19 protein-coding genes and 1 riboswitch are annotated in these 21,052 nt (G+C 46.3%); of the genes, 18 read left to right on the plus strand and 1 reads right to left on the minus strand.

Going from position 1 to position 21,052, the window contains the following annotated elements; all coding sequences use genetic code 11:
* Positions 1-76: 76 nt before the first annotated feature.
* The 17 genes from fliB to cdd all read left to right on the plus strand — a co-directional run bounded on the left by fliB (position 77) and on the right by cdd (position 19,581).
* On the plus strand, positions 77-937 hold the full coding sequence (fliB, locus tag K6C05_RS00835; protein WP_296730396.1) for a flagellin lysine-N-methylase: 861 nt from the start codon (positions 77-79) through the stop codon (positions 935-937).
* A 97-nt stretch (positions 938-1,034) separates the two neighbouring features.
* Positions 1,035-1,823 carry a ZIP family metal transporter gene (locus K6C05_RS00840; RefSeq protein WP_296730398.1) on the plus strand — a complete coding sequence of 263 codons (789 nt, stop codon included), beginning with the start codon at positions 1,035-1,037 and terminating at the stop codon, positions 1,821-1,823.
* Positions 1,824-1,896: 73 nt separating this feature from the next.
* A complete protein-coding gene (locus tag K6C05_RS00845) occupies positions 1,897-3,117 on the plus strand; it encodes an O-antigen ligase family protein (RefSeq protein ID WP_296730436.1) in 1,221 nt (406 codons plus the stop codon).
* Positions 3,117-3,776 carry a TerC family protein gene (locus K6C05_RS00850; protein ID WP_296730400.1) on the plus strand — a complete coding sequence of 220 codons (660 nt, stop codon included), beginning with the start codon at positions 3,117-3,119 and terminating at the stop codon, positions 3,774-3,776. The genes K6C05_RS00845 and K6C05_RS00850 overlap by 1 nt, the downstream gene beginning before the upstream one ends.
* A gap of 179 nt (positions 3,777-3,955) precedes the next feature.
* Positions 3,956-4,144: riboswitch (cobalamin riboswitch) on the plus strand.
* A gap of 238 nt (positions 4,145-4,382) precedes the next feature.
* On the plus strand, positions 4,383-6,584 hold the full coding sequence (locus tag K6C05_RS00855) for a methylmalonyl-CoA mutase family protein (RefSeq protein ID WP_296730402.1): 2,202 nt from the start codon (positions 4,383-4,385) through the stop codon (positions 6,582-6,584).
* Positions 6,584-8,785 (plus strand): methylmalonyl-CoA mutase, encoded by a 2,202-nt coding sequence (gene scpA / locus K6C05_RS00860; protein ID WP_296730403.1) that lies wholly within the window; start codon positions 6,584-6,586, stop codon positions 8,783-8,785. Before K6C05_RS00855 ends, scpA begins: the two co-directional genes overlap by 1 nt.
* Positions 8,786-8,797: 12 nt before the next feature.
* Positions 8,798-9,991, plus strand: coding sequence for a methylmalonyl Co-A mutase-associated GTPase MeaB (meaB, locus tag K6C05_RS00865; RefSeq protein ID WP_296730404.1), 1,194 nt, complete (start codon positions 8,798-8,800; stop codon positions 9,989-9,991).
* 3 nt (positions 9,992-9,994) lie between these two features.
* Complete coding sequence (locus K6C05_RS00870; protein WP_296730405.1) at positions 9,995-10,561, plus strand: peptide-methionine (S)-S-oxide reductase; 567 nt, start codon at positions 9,995-9,997, stop codon at positions 10,559-10,561.
* A gap of 254 nt (positions 10,562-10,815) precedes the next feature.
* A complete protein-coding gene (locus K6C05_RS00875) occupies positions 10,816-12,321 on the plus strand; it encodes an acetyl-CoA hydrolase/transferase family protein (protein WP_296730406.1) in 1,506 nt (501 codons plus the stop codon).
* Between the two features lie 17 nt (positions 12,322-12,338).
* Positions 12,339-13,985 (plus strand): methylmalonyl-CoA mutase family protein, encoded by a 1,647-nt coding sequence (locus K6C05_RS00880; RefSeq protein WP_296730407.1) that lies wholly within the window; start codon positions 12,339-12,341, stop codon positions 13,983-13,985.
* Positions 13,986-14,057: 72 nt separating this feature from the next.
* A complete protein-coding gene (locus K6C05_RS00885; protein WP_296730408.1) occupies positions 14,058-14,450 on the plus strand; it encodes a cobalamin B12-binding domain-containing protein in 393 nt (130 codons plus the stop codon).
* An 80-nt stretch (positions 14,451-14,530) separates the two neighbouring features.
* The gene (gene meaB / locus K6C05_RS00890) at positions 14,531-15,469 is read left to right on the plus strand and encodes a methylmalonyl Co-A mutase-associated GTPase MeaB (protein WP_296730409.1); all 939 of its coding nucleotides are present in this window, start codon (positions 14,531-14,533) and stop codon (positions 15,467-15,469) included.
* A gap of 32 nt (positions 15,470-15,501) precedes the next feature.
* Positions 15,502-15,924: a methylmalonyl-CoA epimerase gene (gene mce, locus K6C05_RS00895; RefSeq protein WP_296730411.1), complete on the plus strand. Its 423-nt coding sequence runs from the start codon at positions 15,502-15,504 to the stop codon at positions 15,922-15,924.
* A gap of 64 nt (positions 15,925-15,988) precedes the next feature.
* Complete coding sequence (locus K6C05_RS00900) at positions 15,989-17,524, plus strand: carboxyl transferase domain-containing protein (RefSeq protein ID WP_296730412.1); 1,536 nt, start codon at positions 15,989-15,991, stop codon at positions 17,522-17,524.
* 18 nt (positions 17,525-17,542) lie between these two features.
* On the plus strand, positions 17,543-17,926 hold the full coding sequence (locus K6C05_RS00905; protein WP_296730413.1) for a biotin/lipoyl-containing protein: 384 nt from the start codon (positions 17,543-17,545) through the stop codon (positions 17,924-17,926).
* Positions 17,927-18,189: 263 nt separating this feature from the next.
* Positions 18,190-19,134 carry a nitronate monooxygenase gene (locus tag K6C05_RS00910; protein WP_296730414.1) on the plus strand — a complete coding sequence of 315 codons (945 nt, stop codon included), beginning with the start codon at positions 18,190-18,192 and terminating at the stop codon, positions 19,132-19,134.
* 12 nt (positions 19,135-19,146) lie between these two features.
* Positions 19,147-19,581, plus strand: coding sequence for a cytidine deaminase (gene cdd, locus K6C05_RS00915; protein ID WP_296730415.1), 435 nt, complete (start codon positions 19,147-19,149; stop codon positions 19,579-19,581).
* Between the two features lie 70 nt (positions 19,582-19,651).
* On the opposite strand, the gene K6C05_RS00920 is transcribed toward cdd, so the two are convergent.
* A complete protein-coding gene (locus tag K6C05_RS00920) occupies positions 19,652-19,849 on the minus strand; it encodes a DUF1858 domain-containing protein (RefSeq protein WP_296730417.1) in 198 nt (65 codons plus the stop codon).
* A gap of 136 nt (positions 19,850-19,985) precedes the next feature.
* On the opposite strand from K6C05_RS00920, the gene K6C05_RS00925 reads away from it, so the two are divergent.
* Positions 19,986-20,819, plus strand: a complete 834-nt coding sequence (locus K6C05_RS00925) for a polysaccharide deacetylase family protein (protein WP_363317145.1) — start codon at positions 19,986-19,988, stop codon at positions 20,817-20,819.
* Positions 20,820-21,052 lie beyond the last annotated feature (233 nt).

Here is a 21,052-nt window from a genome sequence, read left to right on the forward strand (position 1 = left end):
TCCCTGTATCTGATAGGATATCTTCGGGAGTTTTTGGCGTCGGGGAAGCTTTGATATTTCTTTGTGAGGTATTGTTGTGCAGACAGTTTATCCGAGTTTTTATAAAGATTTTATATGCAAGGCGGAAAAGTGTGGTCATTCCTGTTGCCGTGGCTGGGAAATAGATATTGATGATGCTTCGATGAAAAAGTATCAGTCAATGGATGGTCAGCTGGGGCTTGACCTGGTGGTTTATACCACCTGTGAGAATGGGGTATCAAAATTCATACTCAATAGTGATGACCAATGCCCTTTTTTGCTCCGGAATGGCTTGTGCAGGCTTATAATCGAAGGCGGTGAGGAACTGCTTTGCAATATTTGTGCGTCTCATCCGAGATTTTATACTATTGCAGGTGATTTTGAGCTGGCCGGGACAGGCCTCAGCTGTGAAAAAACCTGTGAACTGCTTTTGGCGGATGATGAGCCCCTGAGGTTCTACCTGGAGGGTAGTCATGAGACCATGGACTTTTACCAGCTCATTGATCGCCTGGGGTTTAAGATGCTAAAGAATGAGATGCTGTTTGTGCCTGGACTTTCCAGACTGGAAGCCTGCAATGTGCTGGATACCATGGCCAGGACTGAGCCGATTGATGAAAAATGGATGACGGATATCAACGGGTACAGGGAATATCTCATAATGCACCCGGATGTACTGACGCGATACAGGGAGCAGGTTGATGATGGTATCCTTCAGAAAATATACCAGTATATTGTTTATCGCCAGCTGACCAAGCTGACGGAGGTCACCACTGAGGACCTGTTGATATATGCTGACTGCTCAATGGAGTATATTTTTATTGCTGCGGCAATTTCAGGAGATCTCCATGAGGCTGTACGCCGTTGGTCTGAGCAGATAGAATACTGTATTGAAAATGTGGATATGCTGCTTTTTTGCTGAGGATGGTTTCCTGAGCAATATAGGGTAGAAATTTGGTCCGTCTTTTTTGTATAATGGTGTAAATATTTTTGTTTGCTGATTAGGGGAGGCGGTCAGGTTGTCAATCGAAATAATTCAGGGGTTGCTTATTCCTTTCCTGGGTACCAGCCTGGGGGCTGCCTGTGTTTTTTTCATGAAAAATCAGATAAATCCGATGGTGCAGAGAGGTCTTTTGGGCTTTGCTGCCGGTATAATGGTAGCTGCATCGGTATGGAGCCTTTTGATTCCCGCCATGGAACAGGCGGTTTTAGGCTGGGGGGAAATGTTGAGCTGTGTTCCTGCGGTAACTGGCTTTTGGGGCGGAATTCTTTTTTTGCTCCTGCTGGATCATTTTATACCTCATCAGCATATGAACAGCGATGAGACCGAAGGAATTTGCTGTAATATATCCCATTCTGCAAAATTGGTCCTGGCGGTGGTACTCCATAATATTCCTGAGGGTATGGCTGTTGGTGTAGTTTATGCCAGCTGGTACATGGGGGCTTCAGATATTACCCTGGGAGCGGCTGTGGCCTTGGCTGTGGGTATTGCCATCCAGAATTTTCCGGAGGGGGCCATTATTTCCATGCCACTGCGGGCTGATGGCCTGTCCAAGGGGAAGGCCTTCTTTTACGGGGTGCTTTCCGGGGCTGTGGAGCCTGTAGGTGCTTTTGTTACCATGCTTTTTGCCGGTATTATTACCCCAGTATTACCGTTTTTCCTCAGCTTTGCGGCAGGAGCCATGCTGTATGTCGTGGTGGAGGAAATTATTCCCGAGATGTCTGAGGGGGAGCATTCAAATATTGGAACTATTATGTTTGCTATAGGTTTTTCGGTTATGATGATATTGGATACAACCCTGGGCTAATGTCAAGGCCGGGACACTTGGAACAGGGAAACTGATATTTTGTATGTTGGTCGTATTTATGAGGTGAGATTTGGTGAAATTCTTGGAAAGATTTGCGACATCCAGGGCTATACAGGATGGAATTTACTTTTCAATTTTAATGGAGGTTTTTTTTATCGGGCTGTTTCCTACAGTTGCCATAGTATTTCTGGGAATTGGTATTCTGCTGTTCTTCCTGCGATTATGGAAGGATCCCGGCTTTAAACTTCAGGAAACTTATTTCAGGTGGTTTATAGTGGTTTATCTGGTTTTCGGAGCGGCCTCGATCTTGGTATCTCCGGACAAGATGTACAGCCTGTCAATATGGTATGTCCTGGTGTTGATTTACCTGTTTACATATATCCTGATTTCCCAGAATGTTACATCCAATGCACAGGTGAAGTACCTGGCCTACGCTTTGGGTATATCAGCGGCTTTTGTGGTGCTGTATGGGTTCTTCCAGTTCATTTTTGGCATTGATACCAGCGCGATGAAATGGGTTGATGGTGAGGCTTTTCCGGAGCTCAGGAACAGGGTTTTTTCCACCTGGGAAAATCCCAATATCCTGGCTGCTTATCTTGATATTGTGGTATGTATGCTTTTGGGAATGTTTGCCCATGCTGAGGGACGAAAGATCCGTATCATGCTGGTGGCAGGAATACTTTGTGCGTTGGCGTGCCTGGCCATGACCTATGCAAGGGGAGCCTGCCTTACTATTGCTGTTATTTTAGTTGGCTATGGAGCTCTCAAGGACAAGCGTGTTTTACTGGGAGCCCTAGTGCTGGTCATAGGTGCCCTGGTACTGAACCCGGTGCTGCTTGAGCGTATGAGTACGGTGTTTTCCATGGCGGATACATCCTCTGAAATGCGGATAGCCATGTGGGAGAGTACTATACAGATGATAATGGACCATCCTATTTTTGGTATAGGTGGTGGAGCTTATTCATTGGTTTATCCTATTTACGATACATATATTGTGGATGGCAGTGTCACCCTGGTCCATGCGCATAATATATACCTGAACTACTTGGCTGAGGTGGGTATAATCGGTGGGATGGCCTTTTTGATGTTCTTTTTGGGCAACATGCTTATGGCACTGTTTCCTAAAAAGGAGATGCCGGATAATTTTACCCGTGGAATGATGGCGGGATTGGGACTGGCATTGGTATCAGTGGCCCTTAACGGACTTACGGATGATGTGCTCTATAATATTCCATCGTCAATGCTGCTTTGGCTTATGTTTGGTCTGGTACATGTATTAAAGGAGAAAATTTAATGGATATATTAACTTTTGAGTTTTGGACGGCATTGTTTTCAATTATAATCCTGGATTTGGTCCTGGCAGGGGACAATGCTGTGGTTATTGCCATGGCAGCCCACAGATTGCCTGCAGAATTAAAAAAGAAGGCTATACTGGTAGGCACTGCAGGTGCGGTAGTCATAAGAATAATCATGACAATGCTGGCAGTCTACCTTTTGTCTATTCCTTATTTGCAGGCAATGGGCGGACTGCTGCTCATCCCAATTGCCATAAAGCTGCTGAAACCGGCCGAGGAGGGCCATGTAGAGGAAGCAGATAACTTTATGGGTGCCGTAAAGACAATAATAGTAGCTGATGCTGCCATGGGCATAGATAATGTGCTGGCAGTTGCCGGTGCGGCCCGGGGCAGTTTCATGCTGGTGGTAGTTGGTCTTCTTATCAGTGTTCCAATCGTGGTTGGCAGCAGTCAGCTGATTGGCAAGCTGTTGGATAAATGGCCGGTGCTTATATATCTGGGAGCTGGTATTTTGGGTTGGACAGGTGGAAGCATGCTCATCCATGATGCCAGCATAGGTCCGATGATTGCAAATATTATTGGCCCTATGGCCAATATGGTTGTGCCGGGAATCCTGGCAGCCGGAGTGTGCATTTTCGGCCTGATGAGAAAGAAATAATCATGGTATCCTTCTGAGGCATGGTGGAGTGCTGACGATGGTTGCCGGTTTGTATTTGAAGCTGGTATTTTGTATGGTTATACATGGTATAGCTTGTGTGCATTGCGTGAATAATTGTTTGACGAATATGCCTTTTGTGCATTGACAATTATATAGGAACGATTTAAAATAATAATAAATAGAATAGAGTAAGGACAGGTGTCTGTTGATCAGACTTAATAGAGAATCCGGTAAAATGCCGGAGCGGTCCCGCCACTGTAAGGGCTGAGCGAGGTACAATCATGTCACTGGAATGCATGTGCAGACTGGGAAGGCGTACTGAGCTATGACCCCGAGCCAGGAGAACTGCCTGTTTTATCATCACCGTTAGCGAAAAGAGGATTGTCATCAGTCCTTTGCGATTGGATATGCTTATACCTGCGAGCGATGGGTAGGGGATGGAACTACGATGGATGGAATAGCTGTATAATATTCATTTATCTGGTATCAGTCTCCGGCTTTTTTGAGTCGGAGTTTTCTTTTATCAGGCAGGTATTTCTTGCATCATGTCTGTCTGCAAACTCTATGCAGATGGACTTTTTTATTTTGTATGAGGGAGGTTGTTGTATGAGTGAGGAGAAAAGCGGCCAGGCTGCCGGAGACTTGGATCTTCAGGCACTTTTGAAAAAGTCGCATCAGGAAACTTCTTTTCCGGATGTTCCTTTGGACGAATTTGAGCCGCCCACTTATGAGGAGTGGAAGGAAGCCTGTATTGCTCTTTTGAAGGGGGCACCATTCGATAAGAAAATGTATACCAAAACCTATGAGGGTATTACATTTTCGCCAATGTATTTCAGGGCTGACACTGATTCTATTTTGCCCAAGAAATCCTTTCCAGGGCTGGATGATTATCTGAGGGGTGCCAAGCCTAATGGCTATATAGAGGCTCCATGGGGAATAGCCCAGTCCTGTGATGAGACCATGCCCAAGGAGAATAATGAGCTGTTGAAGCATGAGATCGACAGGGGCTCGACCATTTATAACATTCGTTTGGACAGGGCTACCTTATCCTGTGTGGATGCCGGTCAGACTGACAAGCCAGGGGATGATGGCTGCAGTATCACCACCTTGCAGGATGTTCATGATCTGCTGGATGGGCTTAAGCTGGATACATATCCACTGTATATCTATGCCGGTGAATCGGCTTTGCCTGTCTTCGCGATGGTGATTGCGGCTCTGAAGGCAAGCGGCAGGGATATTGGAGCTTTAAGGGGCATTATAGCGGCAAATCCTGTTGGGGAGCTGGTTGCCAGGGGGAAAAACAGCCAGTCATTGGACAAGCTGTATGATGAGGCCTATGAATGCGGTAAATGGGCCATAAAGAATACGCCACAGCTCAGGACATTGTTTGTAAAAAGCGATGTATTCAGCAATGGTGGCGCAAATGACATCCAGGAAATAGCCTACAGCCTGTCAGTGGCCGTTGATTATCTCCGGGCAATGATGGAGCGTGGCATGACGGTGGACGAGGCTGCAGGACAGATAGCCTTTGAATTTTCCATGGGTGCCAATTTCTTTATGCAGATTGCCAAGCTGAGGGCCGTGCGGCCGATTTGGGCACAGATTGTAGAGGCCTTTGGCGGGAATGAGGATTCCCGCAAAATGTACATACATGCCCGCCCATCAAGATTTTTCAAGACCGTATATGATCCGTATGTAAATATGCTGCGCAATACCTCTGAAATCTTTTCCGGTGTTGTGGGAGGCTTGGATTCCTTTGAAAATCCTCCTTTTGATGAGGTTATCCGCAAGGGGGATGAATTCTCCCGCAGAATTGCCCGTAATGTACAGATCATGCTTCAGGAGGAATTTGGCCTGCTGCAGCCAATAGATCCTGCCGGTGGTTCCTGGGCAGTGGAGACTCTTACCAAGCAGGTTAAGGAAAAGCTGTGGGCAGAATTCCAGACCGTGGAAGGTAAGGGCGGAATAGTTGCTGCACTGAAGGAGGGATATCCTCAGGAGCAGATAGCAGGTATTCTTGCCGACAGATTTAAAAAACTGGAGCTGCGCCGTGATCGTATTGTAGGTTCCAATATGTATCCGAATATGACGGAGGTACGCCTCGATCCACGACCGGAGGATTTTGGGGAGAACAAAAAACTTCGCTGTGAGGCTGTGTCAGCTTATATTAACGATGTGGATGTTCAGTACAGGGATGAGGCACTGTCCAAAATAAAGGAGACAAAGGGCTCCATGGATTGCGTGATATCAGCTGCCAAGGCTGGAGCCACTGTATCCGAGCTGAAGCAGGCCCTCACCTGTCCTAAATGTGCTGAAGCCGCCGAGGAAATCGAAAAAATAGGTGTTCACCGTTGGAGCGAGCGGTATGAGGCTCTCCGTATGGTAACTGAAGCCTATAAGGAAAAACACGATGATAATGTGAGGATTTTCCTGGCCAATATGGGTCCTATCCCACAGCATAAGGCCCGTGCAGACTTTACCACCGGTTTCCTCCAGGTAGGAGCCTTCGAGGTAATGGGCAACAATGGGTTTAAGACTGTCGAGGAGGCAGCAGCTGCTGCAAAGGAATCAGGGGCAGATGCTGTTGTAATATGCTCCACTGATGCCACCTATCCGGAGATTGTTCCTGCCCTGGCACCTATGCTTCATGAGGCTTTGCCTCAGGCTACTGTTTTCCTGGCAGGAGAAGCACCGAAGGACCTCAAGGAAACATATGATGCCGCTGGCATAAACAGCTATATTTCTGTCAGGGCAAATTGCTATGAAATTTTGCAGGCACTGCAGAAAAAGAAAGGGATGATTGAGTGATGGCTTCTTTTAAAAATCCGGATTTTACCACAATGAATCTTAAAGAAGCTCCAGAGCGAAGCCCTGAAGAATGGCGCAGGCTGTTCAAGGATTCTGCCGGTGCTGCCTTTGATGATTTGACCGGTAAGACTATGGAGCATATTCCTATAAAGCCGTTGTATAATTATGATGAATATGAGCATATGAATCACCTGGATTTCGCTTCAGGGATTCCGCCGTGCCTGAGGGGACCTTATTCTACCATGTATGTCTTCCGCCCTTGGACAGTTCGTCAGTATGCGGGCTTCTCAACGGCTGAGGAATCAAATGCATTTTATCGCCGCAACCTGGCTGCCGGGCAAAAAGGTCTGTCCATAGCCTTTGATCTGCCTACCCACCGCGGGTATGATTCTGATAATCCCCGTGTATTGGGTGATGTTGGTAAGGCAGGAGTTGCGATAGATTCAATTTTGGATATGCGTATACTCTTTAGTGGCATTCCATTGGATCAGATGTCCGTATCCATGACCATGAATGGTGCAGTATTGCCTATACTGGCCTTTTATATCCTTTCCGGCGAAGAGCAGGGTGTAGACAAGAGTGTCATGGCAGGTACTATTCAGAATGATATCCTGAAGGAATTCATGGTGCGTAATACTTACATCTATCCACCTGAGATGTCCATGCGTATCATTGGTGATATTTTTGAATATACTACTAAATACATGCCTAAATTCAACAGCATTTCCATTTCCGGCTACCATATGCAGGAGGCAGGCGCCACTGCAGATATTGAGTTGGGCTATACGCTGGCTGATGGTCTGGAGTATATCCGGACAGGTGTGGCTGCAGGATTACCGGTTGATGCCTTCGCCAAGCGGTTGTCCTTCTTCTGGGCAATTGGCAAGAATTATTTCATGGAGGTTGCCAAGATGCGTGCAGCCCGTGTTCTCTGGGCCAAGATTGTCAAATCATTTGGTGCTACAAATGACAAATCCATGGCTCTGAGAACCCACAGCCAGACTTCAGGCTGGTCGCTTACGGCACAGGATCCGTTCAACAATGTTTCCCGTACACTTATGGAAGCTATGGGTGCTGCTCTTGGTCATACCCAGTCCCTGCATACCAATGCACTGGATGAGGCCATTGCACTGCCGACTGATTTTTCGGCCCGTATTGCCCGTAATACACAGCTGTATATTCAGGATGAGACCAGTGTATGTAAGATTATTGATCCTTGGGGTGGTTCCTATTATGTTGAGGCCCTCACCAATGAGATTATCCGCCGTGCCTGGGCACATATCCAGGAGGTTGAGGCTCTGGGCGGCATGGCCAAGGCCATTAACAGCGGCCTGCCTAAGATGCGTATTGAGGAGGCTGCTGCCCGCCGTCAGGCCCAGATTGATTCCGGTAACGAATCCATTGTAGGATTGAATCGCTTCAGGCTGGAGAAGGAAGATCCGTTGGAGATTCTGGCCATCGATAACACTGCAGTTCGCCAGGCTCAGATTGAACGGCTGGAAAAGCTCCGTGCCGAGCGTAACGATGATGATGTCCGCCGTTGTCTGGAGGGTATTACCAAGGCTGCTGAATCCAGGGATAACGGCAATCTTTTGGAGGCTGCCGTTGATGCAGCCCGTGCCCATGCCTCCCTGGGTGAGATTTCCGATGCCGTTGAAAAGGTATCCGGAAGATTTCAGGCGGTCATTCATACAATTTCTGGGGTATATTCCTCTGAATTCACCGACAAGAGTGCTCTGGAGAAGGCACGGGAGATGGCTGATGAATTTGAGGAGCTCACCGGACGCAGACCAAGAATTTTTGTGGCCAAGATGGGACAGGATGGTCATGACCGTGGCCAGAAGGTTATTGCCTCATCCTTTGCCGATATGGGCTGGGATGTGGATGTAGGGCCTCTGTTCCAGACTCCGGAGGAGACCGCCCAGGATGCTGTGGACAATGATGTGCATATGGTCGGCTTCAGTTCACTGGCAGCAGGTCATAATACACTTCTGCCACAGCTGGTACAGGAGCTGGCAAATCTTGGCCGTGATGATATCATGGTTTGCATTGGTGGCGTAATACCGGTGCAGGATTATGATTTCCTCTATGAAAGTGGTGCAGTGGCAATTTTTGCACCTGGAACCAATATTCCGGAGGCAGGGATTAAGCTGCTGACATTGCTGATTGAAAGAGCCAGGGAAGATTTGGAGGAAGAGTGATGGTGACGGGTTATGGCTAAATATTCCACTTCAAAACCGAGCTGGGTTCCTGAAGAGCCCAATGAAAAATTTGCCTGTAGTGTTATGGGCGGTATAGAGGGGATTAAGGACACCACCGTGGGAAATATAAATCCTAATATTCTGAACGGAAAGGTCAAACCAAAACGGCGGCTGGTCTTAAGTGAGGACGATTATGTCAATGGGGTGCTAAGGGGAGACCGCATGACATTGTCCCGGGCTATAACTCTCATTGAAAGTAATAATTCAAAGCATTTTGCCAAGGCACAGCGGGTATTGCAAAGGCTTTTACCACATACAGGAAAAGCACTTCGCATAGGTATTACCGGTGTGCCTGGCGCCGGCAAGAGCACAATCATAGAGGCTTTGGGCAATATGTTGTGTGATGCCGGTCATCGGGTGGCTGTTTTGTCCGTCGACCCTACCAGCTCTGTTACCAAGGGCTCAATATTGGGCGATAAAACAAGAATGGGGACTCTGTCCCGCCGGCAGGAGGCCTTTATAAGGCCTTCTCCTGCGGGAGGAACCCTGGGGGGAGTTGCCCGTAAAAGCCGTGAAACAATGCTCATGTGTGAAGCGGCCGGCTATGATATTATTCTCATTGAGACTGTGGGAGTTGGTCAGTCAGAAACCACCGTCAGGTCCATGGTGGATTTCTTCATGCTGGTGGTACTGACAGGTGCCGGTGACGACCTGCAGGGAATCAAAAAGGGAATTATGGAGTTGGCAGATGCAATTGTAATCAATAAGGCAGATGGCGATAATCTCCTGAAGGCAAAGGTGGCCAGGGGGGAATATGAACGGATGATTGAGTATATACGGCCTGCTACTGAGGGGTGGCCGACTCATGCTTATCTGTGTTCTGCTTATACCAAATTTGGACTGCCTGAGCTTTGGAAGGTGATTCAGGCTTTCAGGGAAATGACTACCGAAAGTGGCGTTTTTGATAAGAGACGCCGGGGGCAGCTGCTGGAATGGATGCACAGTATGATTGATGAGCATCTCCACAGCCTGTTCTTTGACGACCCGGTTATTACCGGGCGGATGCCTGAGGTAAAGGCTGCTGTCCTGGAGGGCGTTATTTCACCAACCCAGGCCGTCAAGGAGTTGGTGAATATGTTTGATGTGGATATGGCAGCAAAGCGCCAGGTGGATATTTTTCATCCGGAAATGGAAGTGAAGGGATAATCGGTGTATACTAAAAAAATTTATCTTTCAGGTGGTAATTTTCATGAATTACAGGCTGTATACGAAGCACTTCACGGTGTTATAAAGGTCTGTACCGGATATATCAATCCTGACAGACAGCCTGCTGATTATGAATCAGTGGCTGCCGGGCGCACGAATGCAGTTATGGGCATCTGTCTGGAATATAATCCAAAGAAAATTGATATATCCATGCTGTTGGATGTTCTGTTTGCCGTGACTGATCCTTACAGTGAAAACCAACAGGGACCACTGAAGGGGCCGATGTATGGCTGTGGTGTATATTATGTATCTTCTGAGGACCTTCCTCAGCTGCAGCTGCACATCAACTTCATGGCAAATAGGGGAACTCCGCCGGCTGTGGACTCCTGCGGGCTTATTATCAATGACCCTGTAAGTGATCAGAGACAGAGGCGTCGCCTGTTTGTAAAGGTAGAACGATTAGAGTCCTTTACAGAGGCCGAGGAAGTTCATCAGAATTTTTTACTGAAAAATCCTGATACGGCTACATATATTGATATTTGTAAATTCAAGAGATATATAGGGGAATGATATCGGGAATTAAAGGGTGATTGCCAGAGGCAATCACCCTTTAATAATTGTATGACAATTTTACTGTCTTTCCTTGACTGTGAATAGCTGTAGTGGTAGACTTTTAATGATGTATAATATATCTGTGTAGGGTGTAATAATTTATGGATTAAGGTAAGGATAACCGAGAGTTATGAATGCTGTTATTCATGGGTTTGCCATGCGTTCTACATGGAAAAAATCTGGTCGTATTTGACCGCAGGGGAGGATTTTCGATGATTGATATTATCGATCGGGTACGCAACAAGGAATTACAGTCTAAGATTGTTACTGCTGAAGAAGCTGCAGCAATCATTAAGCCTGGTATGAATGTTGGTACCTCAGGCTTCACTCCATCCGGTTATCCAAAGGCTGTACCTATGGCTTTGGCAGCTCGTATGGAAAAGGAGCATTTTAAGATTAACCTCTGGACCGGCGCTTCTACTGGCGACGAGGAAGATGGTTATCTTGCAAGGGCTGATGGAATTCAGTTCCGTATGCCGTATCAGACCAACAAGGATATGCGTAACGCTATCAACAGCGGTAAGATTGAGTATGCAGACCTGCATTTATCTGAATCCGCACAGTTGGCGCGTTATGGGTACATGGGCGGAAAAATTGATGTAGCAATTGTTGAGGCTTGTGCCATCACAGAAGAGGGGAATATTATTCCTACTACTTCCTTGGGCAATGCAGCATCATATGTTCAGACAGCAGATGTGGTTATTGTCGAGGTGAATACCAGCCAGCCTATAGAGCTGGAAGGCATGCACGATGTGTATGTTCCTCTGGATCCACCAAATCGTCTGCCAATTCCTGTTGTTAAGCCTAATGACAGAATTGGTACACCATACATTCCTTGTTCTCCTGATAAAATCAAGTACATAGTACCTTGTGATATCACTGACAAGGTTCGTCCACTTGGTGAAATCGATGAGAACTCAAGGAAGATGTCACAGCACTTTATTGATTTGCTGCATGCAGAGGTTAAGGCTGGCCGTATGCCAAAGAATCTGCTTCCACTGCAGTCAGGTGTAGGTGCTGTTGCTAATGCCGTAATCAGTGGCTTCGTAGATTCTGACCTGAAGGACCTGTCCGTATATACTGAGGTTATTCAGGATGGAATGTTCGATCTGATTGATGCCGGCAAGCTGAACTTTGCGTCAGGTACTGCATTGTCTCCATCTCCTGAGGGGTTGAAGCGTTTCTATGCCAATATCAAGGAATATAGAAAGCACATTATGCTCCGTCCGCAGGAGGTTGCAAACAGCCCTGAGGTTGCCCGCCGTATCGGTGTTATTGCCATGAATACAGCTATTGAGGCTGATATCTACGGCAATGTCAACTCTACCCATATCATGGGCAGCAAGATGATGAATGGTATTGGTGGTTCCGGTGATTTTGCCCGTAATGCTTACTTGACAGTATTCTTTACTGTATCCACTGCCAAGGACGGTAAGATTTCTTCCATCGTTCCTATGGTTTCTCATGTAGACCATACCGAGCATGATGTAGATATCATCGTTACTGAGCAGGGTCTGGCTGATCTTCGTGGACTTTCACCACGCCAGCGTGCAAAGGTTATCATTGAAAACTGCGCACATCCGGACTTCAAGCCTATGCTGATGGATTACTATGAAAGAGCATTAGCAGAAACCAAGAGTGCCCATACTCCACACATTTTGCATGAAGCACTTTCTTGGCATGAAAGATTTATGAAAACAGGCACAATGAAGAAATAACAGGAGGATATTCCATTATGAGCAATGAAAAAATTCAGGCTGGTTTAGACAAATATAATGCCAGTGTAGAAAAAGCTACCTCTCGCTTCCCAGAGCGTTCTCACCTGCCAGAGCAGCGTCTGTACACTCCATTGGATATCAAGGATACTGATTATGCTGATGAAATCGGTTTCCCTGGGATGTATCCTTATACCCGAGGCGTACAGCCTACCATGTATCGTGGCCGTTTCTGGACCATGCGTATGTATGCTGGTTTCTCCACTGCAGCTGAATCCAACAAGCGTTACCGTTATCTGATTGAGTCCGGTGCTACTGGTCTTTCCTGTGCATTTGACCTTCCTACCCAGATCGGTTATGACTCTGATGATTCCATTTCAGAGGGCGAGGTTGGTAAGGTAGGCGTTGCTATTGACTCTCTGGCTGATATGGAAGTTCTTTTCGACCAGATTGATCTCGGCAAGGTTTCCACTTCTATGACTATCAACGCTCCTGCATCAGTTCTGCTTGCTATGTATATTGCAGTTGCTGAAAAGCAGGGTGTTCCTGCTGATCAGCTTAAGGGTACTATTCAGAATGATATCCTTAAGGAATATGCAGCCCGTGGTACATATATTTTCCCACCGCGTCCGTCAATGCGTCTGATCACCAACATCTTTGAGTATTGCTCCAAGAATGTTCCGAAATGGAATACCATTTCCATTTCCGGTTATCATATTCGTGAGGCTGGTTCCACTGCTTCCCAGGAAATCGCATTTACCATTGCTGATGGTATTGCATACTGCGAGGCAGCAATTAAGGCCGGCCTTCATATCGATGATTTCGCAGGTCGTCTTTCCTTCTTCTGGAATGCTCATAACAATGTGCTTGAGGAAGTTGCAAAGTTCCGTGCTTCCCGTCGTGTATGGGCCAAGGTTATGAAGGAGCGTTTCCATGCTGAAAAGCCAAAATCCATGATGCTTCGTGTTCATACTCAGACTGCAGGTTCCATGCTGACTGCTCAGCAGCCTAACAACAACATCGTTCGTGTTGCCCTGCAGACTGCAGCTGCTGTTATGGGTGGTACTCAGTCACTGCATACCAACTCCCGTGATGAGGCTTTGGCATTGCCTACTGAGGAATCCGTTATGATCGCTCTCCGTACTCAGCAGATTGTTGCTTATGAGTCCGGTCTGGCTGATGTAATCGATCCATTGGCAGGTTCTTACTATGTTGAGGCTCTTACCAACAAGATCGAGAAGGAAGCATGGGAATACATCAACAAGATTGATGAAATCGGCGGTGCTGTTGCAGCCATCGAGAAGGGTTATATCCAGAAGGAGATTCAGGATTCTGCATACAAGTGGCAGATGGATGTTGAGTCTGGTGCAAAGACTATCGTTGGTGTTAACAAGTTCCAGATTGAAGAAGAGCCACCAAAGGGCTTGCTGAAGGTTGATGCTTCTGTAGGTGTTGCACAGTGCAAGCGTTTGGCTGACATGAAGGCTAAGCGTGACAATGATGCTGTCAAGGCTGCATTGGCTGACCTGAAGACTGCTTGCCAGGATGAGAACGAGAACCTCATGCCACATATCCTGAACGCTGTTCGCACTTATGCAACTCTCGGTGAGATTTGCGGTGTAATGCGTGAAGTATTCGGTGAGTACGAGGCTCATGTAAATCTGTAATCCGAAATTGTTTCCAGGGGGGGAATATACAATCCCTCCTGGCTTCACAGATAATTTGGAGGTAATTTAGAAATGGAAAAGCGCATAAGAGTATTAGTTGCAAAACCAGGCCTGGATGGCCATGACCGTGGTGCAAAGGTTGTAGCAAGAGCATTGCGTGATGCTGGCTTTGAGGTTATTTATACCGGTCTTCGTCAGACTCCTGAGCAGATTGCTGAAGCAGCTTTGCAGGAAGACGTTAATGTTGTGGCAATGTCCATCCTTTCCGGTGCACATCCACATCTTTTCCCTAAAGTTGTAAATCTGGTTCGTGAAAAGGGCATGAATGATGTTCTTATCATCGGCGGTGGTGTTATTCCTGAGACTGATATTCCGGCCCTTAAAGAGGCAGGAATCGCCGAGGTATTCACCCCAGGTACTCCAACCAGCGATATTGTTGAATTTATTAAGGCTAATGTCAAATAGTAGATTGGTGACAGTGGAGATGCCGGCTGCAGGTTTTTCTGCAGCCACAGCTCCTTGTTGCTGGTAATGGTGGTGCATTGATGGACATTGTAGAAGAACTTTTAAAGGGTAACCGGTTGGCTTTGTCACGGGCTATTACAGCTATCGAAAACGAGTATGACGAGGCTTTGGACATCATGAAAAAGCTGTATCCTCATACTGGTCATGCTTTTGTTCTTGGGATTACCGGTCCTCCGGGAGCTGGAAAAAGCACCTTGACTGACAAGCTGGCAAGGGCATATCGTGCACAGGGAAAAACTGTTGGTATCATTGCAATTGATCCCACCAGCCCATTTACCGGTGGTGCCATTCTTGGAGACCGTATCAGAATGAATGGCTTGACCATGGATGAAGGCGTATTCATTCGCAGTATGGGAACCCGTGGCAGCTTGGGAGGGCTTTCTCATAAGACAGCTGATGCAGTAAAGGCCATGGATGCTTTTGGCAAGGATATTATTTTCGTTGAAACTGTTGGTGTTGGTCAGTCTGAGGTTGATATCGTAAAGGCTGCCGATACTACCATGGTAGTCCTGATTCCCGGAATGGGTGATGACATCCAGGCTATCAAGGCAGGTATCCTTGAGATTGGTGATGTTTTCACTATCAATAAGGCTGATCATGATGGCGCAGACAAGCTGGTTCGTGAAATGAACATGATGCTTGATCTTGACGGCATGATGACGGATTGGCGGCCACCAATCCAGAAGGTCATTGCCAGCCAGAATGAAGGTATTACTGAAACTATCGAAAACATAGAAAAGCATTTCAAATACATCAGTGAAAATGGTATACTGACAAAGCGGCGTACGGAGCGTTCAAAGAATGAGATGATGGATGTTCTCCAGAGCAGTATAGGTTCACATATTACCAAAAAGCTGATTGATTCAGGCTTAATGGATAAATATGTTGAACAGATAAAGGCCAGGGAAACTGATCCTTATACCGTCGTAGGTGGTATAATGAAGGATATGTTGAAATAAGTGTAAATAAGGTATTTAGGGGGAAAAAAGAAATGGCATTTAAGATCTTAGGTGTTGATCATATTGGTATTGCATGCAAGGATTTACAGGCAGGTAAGGATCTTTGGAATACTATTGGTTTGGCCTGTACCGGAGAAGAGACTGTTGCAGAGCAGAAGGTTACTACTACCTTCCATCCAACTCCAAATGGCTCTGAGATTGAGCTTCTTGTGGGTACTGCTGATGACAGCCCAATTGCCAAGTTCATTGAGAAGAACAATGGCCGTGGTGGTATCCAGCATATCGCCCTCAGGGTTGATGATCTTCCAGCAGCTATTGCAGAGCTTCAGGAGAAGGGTATTGTCATGATTGATAAAGCACCTCGTAAGGGTGCCGGCGGTGCAGATATTGCATTCGTTCATCCAAAATCTGCAGGCGGTGTTTTGTTGGAGCTTTGCCAGCATGAAGACCGTTAATCTGTCGGTTCTTATGCAGACAGTACATAATCCAGCCCATATCGGGCTGTTTAGGAGGTAAAAAATGGCTACAGTTCAGGAAAAAATTGAGCTTATGAAGAAAAAGAAAGCTCATATTGAGCTTGGTGGCGGTGAAGCCCGTATTGCCAAGCAGCACGACAAGGGGAAGATGACTGCCCGTGAGCGTCTCAATCTTCTTTTTGATGAAGATTCCTTTGTAGAGCTTGATGCTTTCGTTAAGCATCGTTGCACCAATTTTGGTCAGGAGAAGAAGGATTTGCCAGCTGAGGGTGTTGTAACAGGTTATGGTACTGTAGATGGCCGCCTGGTATATGCCTTTGCCCAGGACTTTACTGTTGAGGGCGGTTCCCTTGGTGAAATGCACGCAAAGAAGATTTGGAAGGTACAGGATTTGGCCATGAAGATGGGTGCACCTGTTATCGGTATCAATGATTCAGGTGGTGCGCGTATTCAGGAAGCTGTTGATGCCCTTTCCGGCTATGCTGGTATTTTCTATCGTAATACTGCTGCTTCCGGTGTTGTTCCTCAGATTTCTGTTATCATGGGACCATGTGCAGGCGGTGCAGTTTATTCACCAGCCATCACAGATTTCATCTACATGGTTGACAAGTCTTCCCAGATGTTTATTACCGGTCCTGCAGTAATTAAGTCTGTAACCTATGAGGAGGTTACTGCTGAGGCTCTTGGCGGTGCAATGACCCACAATACCAAGTCCGGTGTTGCTCATTTTGTTGCATCTGATGAGAAGAATTGTATCGAGCAGATTCGTTATCTCTTGAGCTTCCTGCCAAGCAACAATATGGAAACCACTCCATTGGTAGAGCCAACTGATGACCCGGATCGTATGGATGAGTCTTTGAATGAGGTTATTCCTGATGACCCTAACCAGCCATATGACATGAAGGATGTAATTACCGGATTGGTTGATGACGGTGAGTTCTATGAGGTACATGAGCACTTTGCTACCAACATCATTACCTGCTTTGCCCGTTTTGATGGCCGTAGCGTAGGTATCATTGCAAATCAGCCTAAGGTTATGGGCGGTTGCCTTGATATTGATGCTTCTGATAAGGCTGCCCGTTTTATCCGTATGTGTGATGCATTCAACATTCCATTGGTTAATCTGGTTGATGTACCAGGTTTCCTTCCAGGTGTTGGTCAGGAACATGGTGGTATTATCCGTCATGGTGCAAAGATGCTTTATGCATACAGTGAAGCAACTGTACCTAAGGTAACTGTTATCACCCGTAAGGCTTATGGCGGTTCTTATATTGCTATGTGCTGCCGCGAACTGGGTGCAGATCAGGTTATGGCTTGGCCTTCTGCTGAAATCGCAGTTATGGGTCCTGCCGGTGCAGCCAACATTATCTTTAAGCGTGATGAACCAGAGGCTAAGGCACAGCATACTCAGGACTATGTTGATGAGTTTGCTACTCCTTACAAGGCTGCAGAGCGTGGTTATGCTGATATGGTTATTGAACCAATGGAAACCCGCCCTCGTATCATCTCTGCATTGAATGCATTTGAAAGCAAGCGTGAAGCTATGCCAGCTAAGAAGCATGGCAACATTCCACTTTAATTTTGGAGGTATTGAGAAATGAAAAAGTTTAACATAAAAGTAAATGGTACTGCATATGAAGTAGAAGTAGAGGAAGTAAAGGGAGCAGCTTCAGCTCCTAAGGCAGCTCCTAAGGCAGCTCCAGCTCCAGCAGCGGCTCCTAAGGCAGCTCCAGCTCCTAAGAAGGCTGCAGTAGCAGCAGGTGCAGGTGAGACTGCAGTTAATGCTCCAATGCCAGGTAAGGTATTGAAGATTGTTGCAGGTGAAGGTACTGCTGTAAAGGCTGGCGATACTGTTCTTGTTCTCGAGGCTATGAAGATGCAGAATGAAATCCCAGCTCCATGCGATGGAACTGTTAAGGCTGTCAATGTATCTGAGGGCTCAACTGTATCTGCAGGTGAGGCTATGGCTATTATCGGCTGATGCTGATACATTAGGCTTATCTGAATTTGTATCTAAAGAGGGTGCTTCCCCTGTCGGGAGGTACCCTCTTTATTTTGTGGGCATCTCTTCTGCAGAAATGATGCATACCTTGAAGGCTGACAGGTTCATATCGGCCGGGAGAGACTGTAATCAGGTCGAAGGGTATGTGATGAAAAAGTAAAAGAAGCAATAAAAAAGGAAATAGCGTATTTGTGTAGAAGTAAAAAAGGTAAGATTTTGCAGATTTTTATGGAGGTGCTGATATGACAAAGAGTATATGTGATGTCCTTGGAATAAAATATCCTATCATTCAGGGAGGTATGGCCTGGATTTCTGATGCCAAAATGGCTGCTGCCGTATCAAATGCAGGCGGTGCTGGTATAATCTCCTGTGGCGGTCGCACTACGGAATATGTGCGTGATGAAATACGCAAGGCCAAGAAGCTGACTGACAAACCCTTTGGTGTAAACATAATGCTGATGGCACCTAACAAGGATGAAATATTGGAGGTTATCTGTGAGGAAAAACCGGCCTTTGTAACCCTGGGTGCCGGTAATCCTGTACCATTTGTTGAGCCGCTGCATAAGGCCGGAATTAAGGTAATACCGGTTGTTCCTAATGTTAAGCTGGCAAAAAGATTGGAGCAGAATAATGCTGATGCCATAGTGGTTGAGGGTATGGAAGCCGGTGGTCATATTGGTGTTCTTACCACAATGGCATTGATGACCCAGGTTATTCCTGAGGTTGATATCCCGGTGGTAATGGCGGGAGGAATTGCCGATGGTCGTGGAATTGCAGCTGCCTTGCTGATGGGAGCAGCAGGAGTTCAGATGGGAACCAGGTTCCTGGTTGCTGAAGAATGTCCTGTTCATGCTAATATGAAGCAGAAGCTGATTGAGGCGATAGATACTGATACCATCGTGACGGGGCAGACCATTAAGAGCGCTGTCCGGGGAGTGAAAAACAAATTTTCAGAGGAGTACCAGGCATTGGAATTTTCCGGCAAGGCAACAAAGGATGAATTGCTTAAGCTGGCAACCGGGACCAATAAGCTGGCTGCTGTTGATGGGGATATGGAAAACGGCATGATACAGGCAGGACAGAGCCTGACCCCATTGAAGCGGGTGGAACCGATGGCCGATATTATTGAAGCTCTGGTAAAGGAGACCAGGGAATGCCTGGCAAATGCCCAAAATATAAAGGTATGACGGGAGGAAAATATGGGATTGGATCAAGGGCCTTTCTCCAGGGAGGAGCTTATAACAGCTGCTCTTGAGAATATAGGCCATTCCTATGCCCCCTATTCCGGCTTTAATGTTTCAGCGGCGGTTCTTATGAGCAACGGTAAGATATATACCGGAGCCAATATTGAAAATGCGGCTTATTCGGCAACTGTCTGTGCAGAGCGGTGTGCAATTTTCAAGGCTGTCAGCGAGGACAGGGAGGCAAAAATAATTGCTATAGCAATCGTAGGCGGCCGTGACTGCAAAACTGATGAATACTGTCCGCCCTGTGGGGTATGCAGGCAGGTCATGCGGGAATTTGCGGTTCCGGATACCATGAAAATTATATTGGCCAAGACCGTGGAGGACTATATTGAGACCACGCTGGAGGCTTTGTTGCCAATGAGCTTTGGACCGGACCATCTGCGATAGGAATATAGACATACTAAAAGGGACTTTCAACAGATTGAATCTGAAGAAAGTCCCTTTTTGGCGGGAAAAATTATTCTCCTACTACATTGTTCAGTCCCTGAATAAGGGAGTCAACATCAATACCGTGAGCCATAGCACCCTGTTCAATGTTTTCATAATGAGCTGCAGCACAGCCGATGCAGCCCATACCGGATTCCATGAATACAGGAACTGTATCAGGATATTTTGTTACTACCTCCATAATGGACATATCTTTCGTAATAGCCATATATCAAAAACCTCCTTATATACGAAATTACTAGATGATTATATCATAAAAAATGTACTAATTCATGAAAAACAGGTGAATTAATTCGAAAAAAAATGTATAATAAATGGGTTCTTAAAAATAAGGTGGCGGGATAATGATGGACGTTCAATCGTTTATAGAAAAGTACAGAATTTATATAATTATAGGAATTTTGGTCCTGGCGGTGGCAATTATAGTCATGTGTGGCAAAAAGCCGCAGGTAAAGGTGCCGGAAAACGAGGTCGGCAATGATATACGGGCTGTAATGGTCATCAACTACCACAAGGTAGACAATGTGTTTCATTCCCTTTCGATTCAGGTCGATGATTTTGATAAACAGATGCAGTGGCTGCAAAAGCATGGATATCATTCCATTACTCCGGATCAGCTTTATGAGTTTGTTGCCAATGGGGCAGAGCTGCCGGAAAATCCTGTGCTGATTACATTTGATGATGGGTACAGGGATAATTATGTGAATGCGTATCCTATAATGCAGAAATATGGTTTTGTCGGCACTATTTTCGTTGTAACCAGTTTCTTGGATAAATATCCGAATTACATGACCTGGGATCAGGCCAGGATTTTGGAGGCTAATGGATTTTCTATTGAATCCCACACAGTCACCCATAAATCGATGACTGAGGCCAGCGATGAGCAGATTATGGAGGAGCTTGTCCGGTCCAAGGAGACCATAAAGGATAAACTGGGCAAGGAAGCGGATTATATTGCATATCCTACAGGGACATACAACCTGCATATAGCCCAGATGGTAAAGGACGCAGGCTACAAGGGAGCGTTTACCATCCGGTACGATACTGTAAACCGCAACAGCAATGTTTATGCCCTGGAACGGGTGCCGATTTTTCACACTGAAAATACCAACAAGGATTTTTTGGAAAGAATTCAGTATTTGCCCCTTGTAAACAAGGATGGATGGATAAAAAAATAACTCGGTCTAAGATGTCCCCTTCCTCTATAGGTGGAGGACAATCTTTAACAGGTGGTGAGCATATCTCCCACCTCGTGCGGTGCATAGCTAGTGCCCTTGGGTAAAACGCCAATCGGAAGTCTTTTCTTTTTCCAAAAGAAAAAATTGAACAACTGCGTTATAAAATGAGATTTGTGCAGTGAAAATGCTGATGCTCATCTGATGATGGACAGCTGACCCTATGTGAATCTTGT

This window comes from Anaerovibrio sp., from assembly GCF_024697385.1.
In the GTDB taxonomy this organism is placed as follows: Bacteria; Bacillota; Negativicutes; order Selenomonadales; family Selenomonadaceae; genus Anaerovibrio.

Excerpts from the sequence above, each read along its gene's own strand:
- K6C05_RS00850 (WP_296730400.1), top strand. The coding sequence starts at position 3,117 with ATGGATATATTAACTTTTGAGTTTTGGACGGCATTGTTTTCAATTATA.
- K6C05_RS00855 (WP_296730402.1), top strand. The coding sequence starts at position 4,383 with ATGAGTGAGGAGAAAAGCGGCCAGGCTGCCGGAGACTTGGATCTTCAG.
- scpA (WP_296730403.1), top strand. The coding sequence starts at position 6,584 with ATGGCTTCTTTTAAAAATCCGGATTTTACCACAATGAATCTTAAAGAA.
- meaB (WP_296730404.1), top strand. The coding sequence starts at position 8,798 with ATGGCTAAATATTCCACTTCAAAACCGAGCTGGGTTCCTGAAGAGCCC.
- K6C05_RS00875 (WP_296730406.1), top strand. The coding sequence starts at position 10,816 with ATGATTGATATTATCGATCGGGTACGCAACAAGGAATTACAGTCTAAG.
- K6C05_RS00880 (WP_296730407.1), top strand. The coding sequence starts at position 12,339 with ATGAGCAATGAAAAAATTCAGGCTGGTTTAGACAAATATAATGCCAGT.
- K6C05_RS00885 (WP_296730408.1), top strand. The coding sequence starts at position 14,058 with ATGGAAAAGCGCATAAGAGTATTAGTTGCAAAACCAGGCCTGGATGGC.
- meaB (WP_296730409.1), top strand. The coding sequence starts at position 14,531 with ATGGACATTGTAGAAGAACTTTTAAAGGGTAACCGGTTGGCTTTGTCA.
- mce (WP_296730411.1), top strand. The coding sequence starts at position 15,502 with ATGGCATTTAAGATCTTAGGTGTTGATCATATTGGTATTGCATGCAAG.
- K6C05_RS00900 (WP_296730412.1), top strand. The coding sequence starts at position 15,989 with ATGGCTACAGTTCAGGAAAAAATTGAGCTTATGAAGAAAAAGAAAGCT.
- K6C05_RS00905 (WP_296730413.1), top strand. The coding sequence starts at position 17,543 with ATGAAAAAGTTTAACATAAAAGTAAATGGTACTGCATATGAAGTAGAA.
- K6C05_RS00910 (WP_296730414.1), top strand. The coding sequence starts at position 18,190 with ATGACAAAGAGTATATGTGATGTCCTTGGAATAAAATATCCTATCATT.
- cdd (WP_296730415.1), top strand. The coding sequence starts at position 19,147 with ATGGGATTGGATCAAGGGCCTTTCTCCAGGGAGGAGCTTATAACAGCT.
- K6C05_RS00920 (WP_296730417.1), bottom strand. The coding sequence starts at position 19,849 with ATGGCTATTACGAAAGATATGTCCATTATGGAGGTAGTAACAAAATAT.
- K6C05_RS00925 (WP_363317145.1), top strand. The coding sequence starts at position 19,986 with ATGATGGACGTTCAATCGTTTATAGAAAAGTACAGAATTTATATAATT.